Origin of the sequence: Desulfatibacillum aliphaticivorans DSM 15576 (genome assembly GCF_000429905.1) — a bacterium.
Taxonomy (GTDB): Bacteria; Desulfobacterota; Desulfobacteria; order Desulfobacterales; family Desulfatibacillaceae; genus Desulfatibacillum; species Desulfatibacillum aliphaticivorans.
Map to the genome: position 1 here is coordinate 293295 of NZ_AUCT01000001.1, position 15368 is coordinate 308662.

At 54.7% G+C, this 15368-nt stretch carries 11 protein-coding genes; 5 read left to right on the forward strand and 6 right to left on the reverse strand.

Annotated features, from left to right (window positions below):
* The first annotated feature begins 663 nt into the window (after positions 1–663).
* Positions 664–1425 (forward strand): YkgJ family cysteine cluster protein, encoded by a 762-nt coding sequence (locus tag G491_RS28950; RefSeq protein ID WP_035217278.1) that lies wholly within the window; start codon positions 664–666, stop codon positions 1423–1425.
* Between the two features lie 147 nt (positions 1426–1572).
* Positions 1573–2418 (forward strand): SDR family NAD(P)-dependent oxidoreductase, encoded by an 846-nt coding sequence (locus tag G491_RS0101330; protein WP_028313303.1) that lies wholly within the window; start codon positions 1573–1575, stop codon positions 2416–2418.
* Between the two features lie 156 nt (positions 2419–2574).
* On the opposite strand, the gene G491_RS28955 is transcribed toward G491_RS0101330, so the two are convergent.
* From G491_RS28955 to G491_RS0101350, 4 genes are all read right to left on the reverse strand, one after another.
* On the reverse strand, positions 2575–4104 hold the full coding sequence (locus G491_RS28955) for a methyl-accepting chemotaxis protein (protein WP_051326946.1): 1530 nt from the start codon (positions 4102–4104) through the stop codon (positions 2575–2577).
* Between the two features lie 459 nt (positions 4105–4563).
* Positions 4564–5040 (reverse strand): pentapeptide repeat-containing protein, encoded by a 477-nt coding sequence (locus tag G491_RS0101340; protein ID WP_035217284.1) that lies wholly within the window; start codon positions 5038–5040, stop codon positions 4564–4566.
* A 280-nt stretch (positions 5041–5320) separates the two neighbouring features.
* Positions 5321–6925 carry a sensor histidine kinase gene (locus G491_RS0101345; protein ID WP_028313305.1) on the reverse strand — a complete coding sequence of 535 codons (1605 nt, stop codon included), beginning with the start codon at positions 6923–6925 and terminating at the stop codon, positions 5321–5323.
* A complete protein-coding gene (locus G491_RS0101350) occupies positions 6922–7632 on the reverse strand; it encodes a response regulator transcription factor (protein ID WP_028313306.1) in 711 nt (236 codons plus the stop codon). The genes G491_RS0101345 and G491_RS0101350 overlap by 4 nt, the downstream gene beginning before the upstream one ends.
* A gap of 735 nt (positions 7633–8367) precedes the next feature.
* Between G491_RS0101350 and creD the strand changes: the two genes are divergently transcribed.
* The 3 genes from creD to G491_RS0101370 all read left to right on the forward strand — a co-directional run bounded on the left by creD (position 8368) and on the right by G491_RS0101370 (position 11825).
* On the forward strand, positions 8368–9699 hold the full coding sequence (gene creD, locus G491_RS0101360) for a cell envelope integrity protein CreD (protein ID WP_028313307.1): 1332 nt from the start codon (positions 8368–8370) through the stop codon (positions 9697–9699).
* 408 nt (positions 9700–10107) lie between these two features.
* Complete coding sequence (locus tag G491_RS0101365; RefSeq protein WP_028313308.1) at positions 10108–10959, forward strand: peptidoglycan recognition protein family protein; 852 nt, start codon at positions 10108–10110, stop codon at positions 10957–10959.
* 344 nt (positions 10960–11303) lie between these two features.
* The gene (locus G491_RS0101370; RefSeq protein ID WP_028313309.1) at positions 11304–11825 is read left to right on the forward strand and encodes a hypothetical protein; all 522 of its coding nucleotides are present in this window, start codon (positions 11304–11306) and stop codon (positions 11823–11825) included.
* Between the two features lie 6 nt (positions 11826–11831).
* Here the strand turns inward: G491_RS0101370 and G491_RS33180 are convergent, their stop codons facing one another.
* Positions 11832–13088, reverse strand: coding sequence for an HD-GYP domain-containing protein (locus tag G491_RS33180; protein WP_012610713.1), 1257 nt, complete (start codon positions 13086–13088; stop codon positions 11832–11834).
* Positions 13088–15307, reverse strand: coding sequence for a HEAT repeat domain-containing protein (locus G491_RS0101380; RefSeq protein WP_028313310.1), 2220 nt, complete (start codon positions 15305–15307; stop codon positions 13088–13090). The genes G491_RS33180 and G491_RS0101380 overlap by 1 nt, the downstream gene beginning before the upstream one ends.
* Between the last annotated feature and the right edge of the window lie 61 nt (positions 15308–15368).

Here is a 15368-nt window from a genome sequence, read left to right on the forward strand (position 1 = left end):
AAAACCCCGCCGTTAAATCCTAAGTTTTAGTCAGCACCTCCCTTCCTTCATTCTTCCTATATGCGTATTCCTATAATTTTATGCGGGTAGCAGCGCCGGATCTTTATGTCCGCGCTTTTTTCGTCTCCCTCGCCGCTCAAGTTTTTCGGCGCTATCCGGCCAATTTACTTTAAGATTCGGCTTGTACTTCTTGTGTCGCAATTGGATCCGTTTCCTGTCCAGAAGGTATCCATTGCTTTTTTTTAAATAATTCAAATTGGTTAAGAAACTCGTTGAGCTTCTCCCAAAAAACAAACATACCGGTTTAAGCACCTGCATTTTAATTTGTCAAGAAAAGTTTGTGAGGGCTTGTGAAAATATTCTTCAATGCTTGTGAAAAATTTCTTCACCCCTCCACCAAGTTTGTGAAAAAATGCGCAAATGCCTCCCGCGCACGCCGCACCTGCTTTTCCAACGCCCCGCCGCACCCAAAGGCCGGAACAGGCTCAGCCTTTTTATCAGCCGCGCCTGCTCCCGGCCGACCAGGGCGTGGGCCCCGGGCTGTCCGCCCAGCAGCCTACTAAAGTTTAAGCATTGACTTTCACGACGGCATATTGGAATCTGTGCCTCTCCGGCCGCTTGCGGACGGAGGCATTTTGTTTCAATCCCTTAAAGGAGCCGATCATGCCCCAACCGGATGCCACGCCTTTAGCCCCTCTGGGACCGGAAGACGTCTTTGTGTTCGCCTGCCACCCGGAGGTTCCCTGCTTCAACCAGTGCTGCAGGGACCTTAACCAATTTTTGACGCCCTACGACATCATGAGGCTGAAAAACCACTTCGGCCTCCACTCCACGGATTTCCTGGAGCAATATACAACGGGCCACATGGGTCCCCAGACCGGCCTGCCGGTCGTCACCCTCAAAGTAAGCGGGGCGAACAACTTCATCTGTCCCTTTGTATCCCCCGAGGGATGCACCGTGTACGAGGACCGGCCGGGATCGTGCAGGACCTACCCCTTGGTGCGCCTGGCTTCCCGGGACAGAAACACAGGCCTGAAGACCGAACGCTATTTTGTATTACAAGAATCCCATTGCCAGGGATTTGCAAGCGGTAAGGAGTGGACCGCCGGTGAATGGGTCCGCAACCAGGGCCTTGAGCCGTTCAACCGGTTCAACGATCTTTTCATGGAACTGATCGGGCTTAAAGCCGCCGCCGGACCCGGCCCCTTGGACCTCAAAGGCCAGCAGGTTTTCCGTCTGGCTTGTTACGACCTGGACCGCTTCAGAGAGCGCTTGGAACAAGGGACCTTGGCTTCATGCGAAGACATTGGGGATGAGATAATCAGCAAGGTCCAGGCGGATGAGACGCTGTTGCTGCACCTGGCCGTCCGTTGGGCGGCGCACGCGCTTTTCAACGCGCCTATGGAACTCAATTCCGAAGGGTAACACCCCGAATTTTAATAAGGCAAGCAAATGCGGATCGCAACAAAGTTCCCGCAAGATATGGGGGGCATAGAATTCCAGCCCTGGATATATGGCGCCCCCCGCCGGGCTTTAGCCTGGCTTTAACAAATAATTTCAAGGAGAAACCCCATGAACGCGCCCCGTCAAACAGCCCTGGTTTTGGGAGGCGTCAAAGGCATCGGCAAGGCCCTGGCCCTGGACCTGGCAAGCCAGGGAATGGCCGTGGCCGTGAACTATTTTGACTGGGAGGACTCCCTGCCCAAACTTGAGCACGACCTGAAAAATTCGGGGGCGCCTTTCCTGATTTTAAAAAACAACCTGTTGGAAAGCCAGTCAAACATCCCCGCCATGGTCCGCACCGTAACCAGGCACTTTGGCCGGCTCGACGTCCTGGTTAACAATATCGAGCGGGGCGGCTGGCCCATCGTCCACGGCCATTACACCCAGGACCAGTGGGACCTGGAAATGGAGACGACTCTCCGGGCCAAACGCTGGGCCTTTGAATCCGCCCTGCCCCATCTCGTGGAGTCGGGAGACGGGCTGGTCATAAACATTTCTTCCATTGCGGGGGTCACGGGCCGCAGCGGACCGGCCGGTCTGGTCTTTAACGACGGCTACGCCGCCGCCAACCGGGCCGTATCCTCCCTCACCGAAACCTGGGCCAGGACGGCCGCGCCCAAGGTGCGGGTGAACGAAATCATGCTGGGATTGTTTGAAACCCGCCACGGGCCGGGCACAAGGGGGTGGGAAATCTTATCGGATGAGCAGAAAAAGGCCATCCTGGACCATACCCTTTTGGGCAGAACCGGAGTGATGGACGACGTCATCAAGGCCGTGCGCTTTCTCCTCCACGACGCCCCCTTCATGACCGGAAGCGTCCTCCGTCTTGACGGCGGCTACGTCCTGGGCGGTGATCCCGTCCCCTCCATGCCCAAGGGAGTCGTCAAGCCCGGCGAAAGCGTGTTCGGAAGGTAGAAAACAAAAGAGTAACTGCGCCTCCGGCGGGTCGCTTTTTGTAAAAAGCTCCGCAAAAACTTTTTAGACGGCGCTGCGCGCAACATCCGGGGATGCTCAATTCCGCCGTTCCAAAATAAAACCCTGGTTCCGCCAGGCGATGCATCCGGCGCCGACTTAGTCCACCTTGAATTTATCCGCCAGGTTTCTCAAGGCGCCGCCCAGGTCGTGCAGCTCCGCCGTGGCCTGTTCCAGCTGCTGGGCGCCTTCCGCGTTTTGGGCGCTGGCATGCTTGATGCTCTCCATGGCCGCCGTAAGTTGGTCCAAACCCATGAGCTGCTGCTGGCTGGAGGCGGAAATCTGTGCGGCGGATTGGGAGGATTCCTCCACTCTTTGGGCCAGAACCCGAATGGCGTTGCCGGAGCTGGCCGAGAGGTTCTCTCCGGTTTCCACGGCCTTGGCGCCCCGCTCCATGGCCATGACCGCCTTGCTGGTGGACGCCTGAATATCGCTGAGGATGGCTTTGACCTGCCCCGTGGCCTGCTTGGATTGATCGGACAGGGATTTGACCTCCTGGGCCACCACACCGAAGCCTTTTCCGAAATCCCCGGCCTTGGCCGCCTCAATGGAGGCGTTCACGGACAAAAGGTTGGATTCGTTGGCCAGGTCGTTCACAGCGCCGATGATGTCCCCGATGCTCTGGGAGTGCTCCGAGAGTTTCATAATGCTTTCGGCGATGTATTGCATCTCGTCCTTGATGCGCTGCATCCCTTCCATGGCTTCCCTGGAAGCGCTTTCTCCTTCCTTGGAAATCCGGGCGGCCTCTTCGGCTTTTTGCGCCACGCCGTCGGCCTTTTGATTGGAAACCATACTGGTCTGCTTGATTTCCTCCGCCGTGGTGCTGACTTGGCTCAGGGTGCTGGAGGTTTCCGCCGAACTGGCCGAAAGCTCGGAAGCCGTGGACGATATTTGTATAGTAAAGGCGGAAAGGGTTTGGGAGACTTCCTTGACCTGCGCCACGAGTGATTGCGTGTTCTCGGTGAAAATATTGAAGTTCCGGGCCAAATCGCCCAGTTCGTCATCAGTTTCTATGTGCATCCTGGCAGTCAGGTCGCCTTCTCCCTGTGCGATGTTCTCCATGCCCGCGGATATTTTCTTCAGTGGGCGGACCACAACCCTGCGGAAGGCAAAAAACAGGCTCACCAATAAAACGCTTGTGAGAATCAATGTGAGAGAAACGATAACCGCCAGGATGTAACGGAGCTTTGCAGCCTTGTAACGCAATGATACATAGTAGTCGACGACGCCCAGCTCCGCCCCGTTCGACCCGATGTTTCTGCTTTGCTTGACGCATTCTTCCACAATGGCGCTTTCATCCGTGATGGGCCGCCATGTTTCATCGTTTTCTCCCCGGAGAACCCCCGCAAAAACATCCCCTCCGGCGCCGGATTTCACCACAATGGCGTAATTCCGCTTTTCCACGGTTTCAGCCCCAAGCAACCGAAGAACGCCTTCCTGGTCCTGCTGCTTCATGGGGTATTCCAGGGATATCGCCATTCTGTCCGCACAGGATCTGGCCAGGTCGCTAAGAAAGACATCCACCACCCCGTGAGACATCTTATAGGCGCCAAACAAAAAAATAACCATGGCAATGGATAAGTAAGCAAGAATATTGGCGACGAGTTTGGTTTGAATAGTGCGTTTCATGACTGTCCTCCATGCAATACATAGCGGCTCCCATGCAAAAAAATACAAGGCAACACATCAAATTGAAAACAAATAGGGGGGAAATTGTCTATAAATGGGCGCCGTCAGTACCTATACATGGGGGGAAGTAATCAGTCATGACAAAATGGCCTGCTCATTTAACGGCTGATCCAACGCTTTATGGAAAAACAGTATAATTCAGAGAGCCCCTGGCGTCGAGAAAAAAATGCATGCTTTGGAATGAGTGATTCTTCCGTATACAGTCCCTCAGGGACCCGGGGAGCGAGCGGCGCCGTAACAGTCCAAGGCCTCCGTGAAATTTCAAAGGTCAAACATGAATTCGCCCCCATCCCCGTCACTGTTCCAGCAATTTCCTGGCTAAACTGTGCAGGTCTGAGTTAGCGAGCGCCGTAACTTTCCTTTTTACCGTTCGTGAGTAGTATTCCTTTTCGGTTTTGTTCAACGGGTCGCCCTCCAGCTTTTTTTGAAGTCGGCGCTCAAACACATGATTCCCTGCAATCTAGCGTTTCGCATATCAGCTTCCTGCAAGTTTGCTTCCCTAAGATCAGCCCTTTGGCGGTTGGCGCCACTGAGGTTGGAATATGAGAGTATGCTATTCTGGAGATTACTTTTCGACAAATTGGCATTTTTCAAGGAGGTTTGCAGCAAATTGGCTTTATGGAGGCTTGCCCCGAATAAGTCGGCCTCTTGGAGATTGGCTTCTTTAAAATTTGTGTCTTGGAGGTTGGTTTCTCTGAGATTGGCATGTTGGAAATCGGCACAATACAGGTTAGCACCTACGAGATCCCTTCCATGGAGGTCGGCAAATTGGAAATTGGCGCGTTCACTTTGCCTGCCACCTGATTCCAGCCATAGGCTATGTTGATCAATTATTTCAGTAAGCTGCTCATTTGATATCTCACGAAATTCGGCCATTTCTGATCCTCGGATCGATCTTTTGGATGCAAAAATTACAGGAGGCAGTTCTCCAAGAGATTGTTGACCTGTGTAACAAATGAAAATCAAGTTTTCAGTATCATTGATTCAGCAATATTTTTTTAACGAGATAAAAACTAATGGTCAAGTATCATGATTTCGCATTCTTAGATCCTTTTGGGACGGTCCTTGATCAACTCTTTATATATCCAACGCGAAGGTAAAAGAGGACTTGGCAATCAAATTGTGGCAAGCCCGAACAAGCTGCCGTCACAGGGAATTAAGCAGGCATACGCGGCAGGGAGATGACAAAGCAGGCGCCGGGGGCGTCCTGATCCAGGGTGATGGCTCCTCCGTGGGATTTCACCAGGGAGGCCACAATGGACAGTCCCATGCCCGAGCCTCCGCTTTGGGCGGCGGTGGTGAAAAAGGGGTTGAAAACCCGGGAGGCGTTGCCGGGAGAGATGCCCGGACCGTTGTCCGAAACCCGGATGACCACCCTTTCCTCTTCGTCCTCAAAATCCACGCCGGCCTCCATGCAAACCTGCACGTCCTCCGGTCCGTGGAACCAGGCGTTTTCCAACAAATTGACCAGGATGGACTCCAGGGATTCCCTGGCCATGCCCACCTTGCCAATGTTTCCGCTATGCGACACGGAGATGTCCCGGCCCTGGTTCCGATATTTTTCCTCCAGGGATTCCAAAACAAGAATCGCGTCCACGGTTTCGCCTTTACGCTCGGTCGTGTCCGCCTTGGCCAGTTCCATGAGGCGCTTCACCAGGTGATCCAGGCGTGTGATGTCCGACTCCATCATTTCCAGGAACCGCGCCCTTTCCTCGTCGCTCATGTCCAGGTCAGGATCGCGCAACAGCTCCACCGAGGCGGAAAGGGAGGTAAGGGGCGTTTTGAAACCGTGGGACACGTTATTGGCGAAGACGCGGGTTTGCTCCGCCCTTTGAGAGAGGGTTGCGGCCATGCCGGACAATGCTTCGGACAACTGGGCAACCTCCCTGGTTCCCGGGTGCTTGAGCGGCGCTGCGCCCTCCCCGCCTGACGCAACCTGCTCGGCCTGCCGGACCAGCCTTTTCATGGGCCGGCTTATTGCCAGGGTGGTGAGGGTGGTCACCAGCAGGACCACGCCAAGCAAAATGGCGCCGGCTTCCAAAAGATGCCACCGAATCAGGTACAGGCCTTTATTCAAGTCCAGGGGCGTGCGTGAAAGCACCACCGCGCCCCAGACCCGGTTTCCGTATATGACGGGAATGGCCACAAACACCCGCACCCGGCTTTGCCTGCCGATGGAAGGGTCCTGCTCCCTTTCCCTGAGCAGGCTCACGTGCTCGCCTTTCAAGGCTCTGGGAACCTCTTCCCGCACCAGCAGGGACTCGTTCATTTCCGTGCCCGAGGACGCCACCACGGTCCCCTGGTAATCCAGAACCCTGGTGCCGGTCAGCGTGGTGTTGCGGGACGATATGATGACGGGCATGATGGCGTCGCCCGCGGCTTTGGCGAAAATATCCGGGGGATGTTGGGGCGGAACCGCGTCCCTGCCTTGAGGCAGGATAGGCTCGGTTGCGATGTCCAGCCGGGGCGGGATAGGGTCGTACACGTCTTTTTCCCGCGGGGTGAATTGCGGGTCCAAGGGATTGCCGTAAGCCAGATCCCAGGCCTCGCCCTGATCCAGGGCCAGGTCGAACTGGCGGGCCATTTCCACCCGGAACATGGAGGCCACCAGGGTTCCCTGGCCGATAAGGCTGGCTTCGGTCTGCTTGACCAGCTCGGTTTCGTACAGCCGAAAAACCGCGATCCCGCCCAAGGGCAGCAAGAGCACCACCAGGTTTACAACCAGCAGGATGGATCTCAGCCGGGGCCGCCCCAGTTTCATGTGCACTCCCCTAATTGATACCCCACCCCGTGGGCGGTGCGGATGGCTTCTCCGCCCACGGCGGCCAGCTTTTTCCGCACCGACTTGATGTGGCTGTCAATGGTTCTGTCGCTGACAAAATGATCCCGGCCGTAGGCGCCGTCGATCAACTCCTCCCGGGTGAAAATTTTCTCGGGATAGCCCATGAGGGTCTGCAAAATCCGAAATTCCCGGTGGGTCAACTCCACCCGGACGGAATCCCAGGACACGATATGGGCGTCCACGTCCAGGCGCAGGCGGCCTTTTTCCAGAATGGCGCCCAGTTTTTCCTGCAACGAAACCGCGGGCTTGGCTTCGGTCAGCCTTCTCCTCAACCGGGCCTTGACCCTTGCAATAAGCTCCCGGGGGCTGAAAGGTTTGGTCACGTAGTCGTCGCCCCCCAGTTCCAGGCCTAAAATACGGTCGATTTCGTCGTCCTTGGAGGAAAGAAAAATGATGGGAACGTCCGAGTCCGCCCGGATTTTTTTGCACACCTCGGTGCCGTCCATTTCGGGCATGAGGATGTCCAGGATGACCAGGTCCGGGGCGGCTTCCGCAAACATCTTTACGGCCTGCAAGCCGTCTTTGGCCTGGATGGTTTGAAATCCCTCCTTTTTAAGAGCGAATCCCACCACTTCCCTGATATGGGCGTCGTCATCCACCACCATAATGGTCGGGGCCTTGGCCATGGTCTTTCTCCCTTAACGGCTTGGTTTATAGGACATGACTCAAGTTTCAGGAATGATAAAAGATTGAAAGCCCATTGTTTAGTATGCGGCTTAGCCCTGGCTTACTGCGAAAGTCCCGGAATCTTGGTCCCTTCCCCCCTGGCGGGGGAAGGACAGGATGGGGGGGCGTAGTTGCGAGGTCTCCTCGCCATTTAGAAAAAACCCCGGATAAAAGGTCACCCCCACCCCAGCCCTCCCCCGTCAAGGGGGAGGGAGTTTTTGGGCCGCTGCTTAGCCGTTTGAATCGTTACTGGCTGCATCAATCGTTTTAAGCAATTGAAAAAAGGCCGTTCCCGATAATTGAGTGCATAACCTCTATTGGCTGCCTATCATAAGCCAAGCCGCTTTACATTACAAGCCCGGTAAAACGATGATAATCCAAGCAAAAGAAACATGATTTCAGGCTATTAAGACGTATTGCACAAATTCTGCACATTTTTTCCACGCCTCTCCACATGGATTCCATCATGCCTGCACACCTTTCATTTATACCCTTCCCAAAACAAGGAGGCGCTCATGACCACATTCCAGGGAATAATCTATGCTTCGGCTTTTTCGCACTTTCCCAGAAAGGTTTTGCTCACTCTCCTGGTATGGGCGCGCAACCGGAAAATGATGCGGAGAAAGCCCGTCTTGGGAGCAAAGCCAGGGACGCGCCGCAAAATTAAATAAACCAAATAAAAACAGGGAGGAGACATGGAGGATTACAGAGGAGAATTGCCTGATCAAAACCGGAAAATCAGCCCGGCCACCGTTAAAATGATAACCATCATCGTCCTGATTTTTCTGCTCATGATCCCAACGGGTCTGATCTCGGGATTGATCAACGAAAGGTCCGGCCGCCGCATGGAGGCGGTGGACGAAATATCCTCCAAATGGGGCAATGCACAAATGCTGTGCGGACCTTTCATCACCCTGCCTTATAAGGTCCTTCACCGGGACACCAACGCCAAGGGCGAACCCAGAACATACTACACGCACCACAAAGCGCATTTTCTGCCAAACGAGCTTAACATCAGCGGGGAGGTCAAACCCATGACCCTGTCCAGAGGCATATACGAAGCGGTGGTTTACAACTCCACCCTGAATCTTACCGGAGCATTTAAAAAATTCGATTTGGAAAAACTGGGCGTTAATCCCCAGACCGTGGAGTGGGACAAGGCAAGCCTTGAAATCGGAATATCCGAAATGCGCGGGGTGACCAGGCGGGTTTCAGGCGAATTCAACAAGGTTGCCTTGAACATGGACCCCTGCCTGTCCTCCCTGGATGTGTTTCAAACGGGCATTTCATCGCCTATTGAAGCGAATGCATCGCAAGACAACTACACCTTTTCTTTTGCAATCGACATCAATGGAAGCTACGCCCTGCAATTCATTCCATTAGGACAAACAACGTCTGTCCATCTAAAATCCGACTGGTCCAGCCCCAGCTTTTTCGGCGCCTTCCTGCCCAGTAAAAGGAAGGTGGACCCGGGGTTCACCGCTTCCTGGAACATCCTGGACCTGAATAGGGACTATCCCCAGGCTTGGACGGACAGATCGTACACTGTCAACTCCTCGAGTTTCGGCGTAAAATTCATCAACACAGCCGATGCCTACCAGCAGTCGGAGCGAGCCTTGAAATACGCCATTTTGTTCATCCTCATCACCTTTGTGGGCTTCTTTTTGGTGGAGGTCATAACCAAGGTGCGCATCCACCCCATCCAGTACGCATTGGTGGGCATGGCCATCGTCATATTTTACCTGCTTTTGGTTTCCGTGTCCGAGCACATCGCCTTTGGCGGCGCCTATCTGGCCTCGTGCATTGCAGTCATGATTCTGGTGACAGGATATTCCTCCAGCGTGCTGAAAAGCAGAAAATTCGCCCTGATCGTGGGCGGGGTCTATGCGGTTTTATACGGGTATTTGTTCATTCTGTTGCAGTTGGAGGATTACTCCCTGGTTTCGGGCGTAGCCGGGTTGGCCGTGCTTTTGGGCCTGACCATGTATTTGACCCGCAACATAGACTGGTACGCGGTGGAGTTATAGCCGCGAGCCTTTGGCTTGTTGGGCCGGGGGCCTGTCAACCGCGTATTGGGGCGCGTAATTCCTTCGTCGGGCGCCCCGGCTCGACAGAAAGGAGTCTGTTGGATGAACCTGCGTTGATCGTTTTTGGCGCAATATTGATCAGAGACTTTTGAAACCGCCTCGGCTTATTAAAAACGGGGTTTGCGCAGAACCATCCAACCTACATAACCATCTGATATCATACAGCGTTTACGTAGGTCGGGTGGTTCTGCGCCGGCGTCTAAAAACATCAACGCCTTTTAACCAAGCGCCGTCAACAGCCTTGCAACAGTGTGAAATGTTCAAGGCGCAGGTTCACCCGACATTTAGAGATCAACCAAACAGATAAAATGAACAAACCAGCGGGAGGGGGGCAAGGGAGATAACGCCATGGATAGAAATATCAGCATCGGGGAATTTCATCGCAGACTCTTGGAGGAAAAATCAAAGGCCTGCTGTCCGGTTAAAAAATACAAGCTGCTGTGGCTGATTGCAGCCCTGGCCGTGATCATCGCTTTTGCCATGACCTGGTTTCAAGAAGCAAGGTTCAACAGCATCATCATTCATCACACGGCGTCCAAGACGGACAATTACGCGTCCATTAAGCGCTATCACAAGAAAAAAGGGCTGAGGGACGCAGCCTACCACCTGGTGCTGTCCAACGGAAGCACGGACATCCCACTGGGCAATTTGGAGCCCACGGGAAGATACCTGGCTCTGACTCACGCCATGGCCGTCCGGGACGTCAAATACAACCTGACCGGGCTGCACCTTTGCATTGTGGGCAATTACGAAACCAACGAGGTTCCCGGCTACATGAAGCCCGTGATCGCACATGCCGTTCGCGCTCTGCAGAACAAATTCGGAATACCCGACGACCGCCTTTTTTTCCACCGCGACGTGGGCAAAACCAAATGCCCGGGCAAGTACTTCACCAAAAAGGATTTTCTGTACTGGGTGAGGACCATGGCCGACCAATGCCCTGCGTCCATTGCGGCCCAGCAAAACGAGGCTATCGCCGCCGCCCCGCTGTCAGGCGGCATGGTCACCATTCAGCAGGGAATCGTGATGGGCGCGGCCCTGCTTTTCTTCGCCTTGGGATGGATTGCGTTTTTCCATATTTTGTCGGTGTTCAGACAAAGCACAGCGCTTAAGGAGAGCAAATCCGCCGCCGGACACTGCCACCCTTTGCTGGTGGGCATTACCCTTACCTCTTTCAATGGGACGGGCGCCAAGGGATGACGCCCCGTTGCGGCCGCTAACCGGGCAAGATTTTGGGGGGACATGAAATGATTTTTGTAAGAACGAAAATGCTGCCAACGTAAAACGTCTGAAAGCCGCATCTGGCGGAGAGCGCGTTATCAAAAGGTCTTCTTTAATACTAAATGTGCTCCGCACCCTGGCAGGATACTGCTCTGCCAGGGCTACCCGTAATCTGCACGGGTGGAATAAAGTGATAGGGACAAAAAATCATTTGTTGGGTTTCGCATACATGTTTTCGGCTTTGATCATTATTCAGGCTGGAAAGATACTGCCTTCATAACAAAGGCTCTGCAAGCCCTACCCAACAAAAATAGGGGGAAGGCATGGAACTGATACGAAGAAGAGCGCCCAGGAATCCGGGCGTTAAAATTGTAAAGAAGATATTTTTCATCATCGCCGTGCTGTTTTGCCTTGTGCAGGCGTTGCAGTGGGAGATTAACCTTTTGTCTTCCGACAACCTTCACACGGAACGGCGAAGCCTTAAATATTATTTGACTTTCCCTTCCAGGATAATTCGGAAAGCGCCGGTGATATCCAAGACGCCCAGCACTCAGACGGAATACTCCTACGGAACAAAAGGGGGGCATTCCAGGGGCTACGAAAGCATCTATTATGAAAGCTCCGAGTCAAAAGGGAATATACAAAACCAGCTGTCGGAATACCTTGGCGAATTGGGTTATGCCGTTATTTCAAAGGAGGCGGAGGAAGGAAACGGAGGAGAATGGGAAAGCGTCAGGCTGATATTCACGGCGCCCTCCAAACCGGAAACCGAGGTGGTTGCCAGCTTATTTCACAAGCCTGCAAAAGGATTCGTAAACGTAAGGATTACCGTCTATCACTGGTAATCGCGCTTACCTTGCAAAGGCGTGGATGACCTTGGAGAAGATGTTCACCAGGTACGGATCGAACTGGGCGCCGGAGCGCTTTTGCAGCAGATCCAGGACAAAGCCGATGCTTCTGGCCGGGCGATACGGCTTGTCGGTCAGGGCCGCGTCGTAAAAATCCGCCAGGGTGACCATCTGGCTGATCGCCATGGGCGTCTGCACGCGGGTGGAGCGGGGATACCCCGCCTTGCCCGAATAATGCAGATGATGCTCGTAGGCCGCAATGGCCGCCACCCTCGGGAGGTCGCGGTTTTTGGCCAGAATGCGTGCGCCCGCCAGGCAGTGCTGGGAGATCATCATTTTTTCCTGGGCGGAAAGGGGCTCGGCCTTGTTCAACACTTTGGCCGGAATGCGAAGCTTCCCGAAGTCGTGATAAAGCCCGGCCAGGGCGGCGTCCCGGAACACCTCGGGGGAGGCGTCCAGAAACTGGGCCTGGGCCGCGCACAAAACCGACACGTTGAGGGAATGGTTGAAGGTCAGGGGATCGTGATCCTTCAGGGTTTTAAGAGGCAGCAGATCGTCGGCATATTTCAAAAAATAATGGATGAAGCTCATGACCGAATTGCGGATTTTCGCCTTTTGAAGTCCTGTGCCGTTGCAAATCTGACTGATGGCGTCCCGGGCCTGCTCCAGAAAGTTGACGTCCAACTCGCGGAGCTCCTCGCCGGGAGTCTGCTGTCCCTTGGCTTCCAGTTCGGCGATTTCCTCCTGGGACAGGGTCCCTTGCACCATGAGGTTGACCAGGGCTTTGTGGGACACCCTGGGCTTATTTCCCGCCCTGGCCTGGGTGACCAAACGCCCCACCCGGACGCACCGGGTGCTGTTCAGGTTGATGGGCGCCTCGTCCTCGCCTTCGGGCGGCGGAGCCGTGGCGTTATGGACGAACTCCCTTATTTCGTCGGCGTTCAATCCCGGCAGAAAAACCAGGCGCTGCACGCCCACGGTTTGCATGAACTCGGCCAGTTTGACAAAATGCAGGCCTTTTTTATTCATGGGCCTGCCTGCAAAAAGGATTTCCTTTTCAATGCAGACAAAAATCATTTCGGGCAGGCTTTGAAAAATCCCCGAGGCTTTCTCCTGGGCCTGAGTGATGGAAAGCTGCACCTGGGAGTGGTTGGGATCGTAAATCAGGGAGTTCCTGATGGACGCCACGATGCTGGAGACAAAGGACGAAACCATTTGATCCAGTTGATTGGTCTGCATGCCGGTGTAGTTCATATTCATCAGATCGCCTGCGCCCTTTTTTGCCTTGCAGCCAGTCTCTTTGCTATATCCACAATTTCCACGTTATGATCCTGCAAACCGGCGCTAATCAGGTCGTCCAGCCGGTTTATGGGAAAGCGCTCCAGGGAGCGGAAAATTTCCAGTTTAATGCGGTCGTATGTCGGCCCTGCAAAGAGGAACTTGGAGGTGACCACCTCGTAAAAGTCCTCCAGCACGTCCGGGTCCCTGATTTCGGCCAATGCTTTGATGGCCCGGATGCGCAGGGAAAGGGCCTGGGGATCTTTGGCGCGATGGTCCTTGACCATGTCTATGAGCTTTTCCGTGACAAAGGAGTCGAAAATCAGGCCGGCTACGGATATGCCGCCCATGGCGATTTCATGCTCCGGGTCGTCAATGGCGCTGAGGATCAGGGAACGCAGGCTGGGCGATCCGATCCTGGCGAGAGCGCGCAAAGCCTCGATACGCACCTTGGGATGGCCTTCCCCGGCCAGTTCCTCCACCCGGTCCACGGCTTTATCGTCCCCCACGGTTTTGATGATGGCCAGCATGTTGCGGACCACAAACCAACGGTCGTCGTACAGATTTTCCAGGACGAAAGGCTGGGCCGGGCTGTATGCGTGGGAGATGAGCTTTAAAAGGATTCCCCGGACGGACTTGTTGTCCTCCTGGATCAGGGCTTCCACCAGGCTGTTTCCGGCTATGGGCCCGGTTTGCTCCAGGATTTCCATCAAAGGCTCCGCTTCATCCATTCCTTTTTGCAGGAGGATGGCGGCCGTAAAGGAAATGTTTTCCGTATCCCAGAATTTATCCGTGACCTTGGCCCGGACCCGGCCTAAAAAGGCCTTGTCCTGCTCATGGTCCGCAGCAATCTCCTCCATGATGGTCCAGATATGCCCCAACACGTCCCAACGGGCCAGGGTGAGGTTTTCCCAGGCCAGGCTCATGAGGATTTCGGCGAAATCCATGGCCTCATTTTCATCCGGGGCTTTTTCAAACAAGTCCAGAAGCATTTCCGCAAACCGGAAGCTGGTATGCAGAGGGTCTTCCAACTCCTCGTGCTGCCAGTGGCCCGCGTCGGGAATGTTTTCCATCTGCCTGGCGGTGAAGGCCTGCAACTGCCTGACGCCCTCAATGGTGGGTCCTTGCTTTTCCGCCTCCGATATTCCGGCCATGGACAAAAAGGACTGGGCGTTGGCTTCCAGTTCCTTGCGCTCTTCCTGGGAAAGGTCGGAAAGGACGATGTTGACCTCCTCCTCCGAGCTTTTTGCCGCCAATTGATCCACCAAAGCCAGAATGGCCGGGTTGACCTGGAGATTGGATTTTTTTATTTTTTCAATGGCTTTTAACAAAATGGCGGCGGGAAGCCGGCGCAGGATTTCCGCGGCGATGTGCGGCGTCTTGGTTGAAAAGTCAAAGACTTCCTTTAAAAAATCCAGCCGGGGCTCCGGGGCCAGGGTTTTTATCAGGTCCACAAAGCTCTTTTTGACCAGTGAGTCGGAGGATTCGTCCCTGGCCGGAGCTGCCAACTCCTTCAGAAACTGTTTCGCAACCTTGGCGTAGGACAGGCTGACCGCCGCGTCCTCTTCCAGCTCATTTAAAAATTCGGCAAGCTCTTTGCCGTCAATGTTGAGGAGAGACACGCTTTCCCGGTCGTACAGGGGAATCTGGCCCAGCAGCCCGCGCACGTAGCCTTTCCAGCCGCTTTCCTCCGGGTCCCGGCCTTCCTCCTCCTCATCCGGGGCGTCCAGGTCTTCGGTGAATTGCAGGTTTTCGTAATCCAGCTGCGACACGGTCAGATTGACCACGCCTTCGGCCGAAAGAATGTCAGCGAGGCTCACGGACGCGGCGCCGGGCAGGAGGTCCTCCCCCATGATGCGGCCCACCGTCACCAACTCGCTGCTGGTAAGCCCCTTTTTGATGGTCAGGGAAAGCACCGACCTGTCATGGAGAAAGGAGGCGAACTCGGCGTGGGCGGCAAGGTTGGGGGCAAGCTCGGTCTGTCCGTGGATGAGGGCGTCCCCCACCACTCCCAGGACCAGATCCTGGCCGCCGGACTCGTAAAAAAACTTCTTCAGGACCGTGCTCACCCTGGCCATGGCCATTTTCAGTTGAGGATGGCCGTCCGGATACAGCGCCGCGTTTTTCCGGACGATATTCAACTGCATGACCACATCCGAAATCAGCTTGGGATCAATCCCACTCTCGTTTGGCTCGTTCATCAACGCCCCGGGCTTGTTAAGTGGACGGGTTTGGACGGCTTCTTGCCTGACTGCTGTATAT

What these genes read in the sequence shown, in the direction of transcription:
- G491_RS28950 (WP_035217278.1), top strand. Translation starts at nt 664, where the DNA reads ATGCCCCAACCGGATGCCACGCCTTTAGCCCCTCTGGGACCGGAAGAC.
- G491_RS0101330 (WP_028313303.1), top strand. Translation starts at nt 1,573, where the DNA reads ATGAACGCGCCCCGTCAAACAGCCCTGGTTTTGGGAGGCGTCAAAGGC.
- G491_RS28955 (WP_051326946.1), bottom strand. Translation starts at nt 4,104, where the DNA reads ATGAAACGCACTATTCAAACCAAACTCGTCGCCAATATTCTTGCTTAC.
- G491_RS0101340 (WP_035217284.1), bottom strand. Translation starts at nt 5,040, where the DNA reads ATGGCCGAATTTCGTGAGATATCAAATGAGCAGCTTACTGAAATAATT.
- G491_RS0101345 (WP_028313305.1), bottom strand. Translation starts at nt 6,925, where the DNA reads ATGAAACTGGGGCGGCCCCGGCTGAGATCCATCCTGCTGGTTGTAAAC.
- G491_RS0101350 (WP_028313306.1), bottom strand. Translation starts at nt 7,632, where the DNA reads ATGGCCAAGGCCCCGACCATTATGGTGGTGGATGACGACGCCCATATC.
- creD (WP_028313307.1), top strand. Translation starts at nt 8,368, where the DNA reads ATGGAGGATTACAGAGGAGAATTGCCTGATCAAAACCGGAAAATCAGC.
- G491_RS0101365 (WP_028313308.1), top strand. Translation starts at nt 10,108, where the DNA reads ATGGATAGAAATATCAGCATCGGGGAATTTCATCGCAGACTCTTGGAG.
- G491_RS0101370 (WP_028313309.1), top strand. Translation starts at nt 11,304, where the DNA reads ATGGAACTGATACGAAGAAGAGCGCCCAGGAATCCGGGCGTTAAAATT.
- G491_RS33180 (WP_012610713.1), bottom strand. Translation starts at nt 13,088, where the DNA reads ATGAATATGAACTACACCGGCATGCAGACCAATCAACTGGATCAAATG.
- G491_RS0101380 (WP_028313310.1), bottom strand. Translation starts at nt 15,307, where the DNA reads ATGAACGAGCCAAACGAGAGTGGGATTGATCCCAAGCTGATTTCGGAT.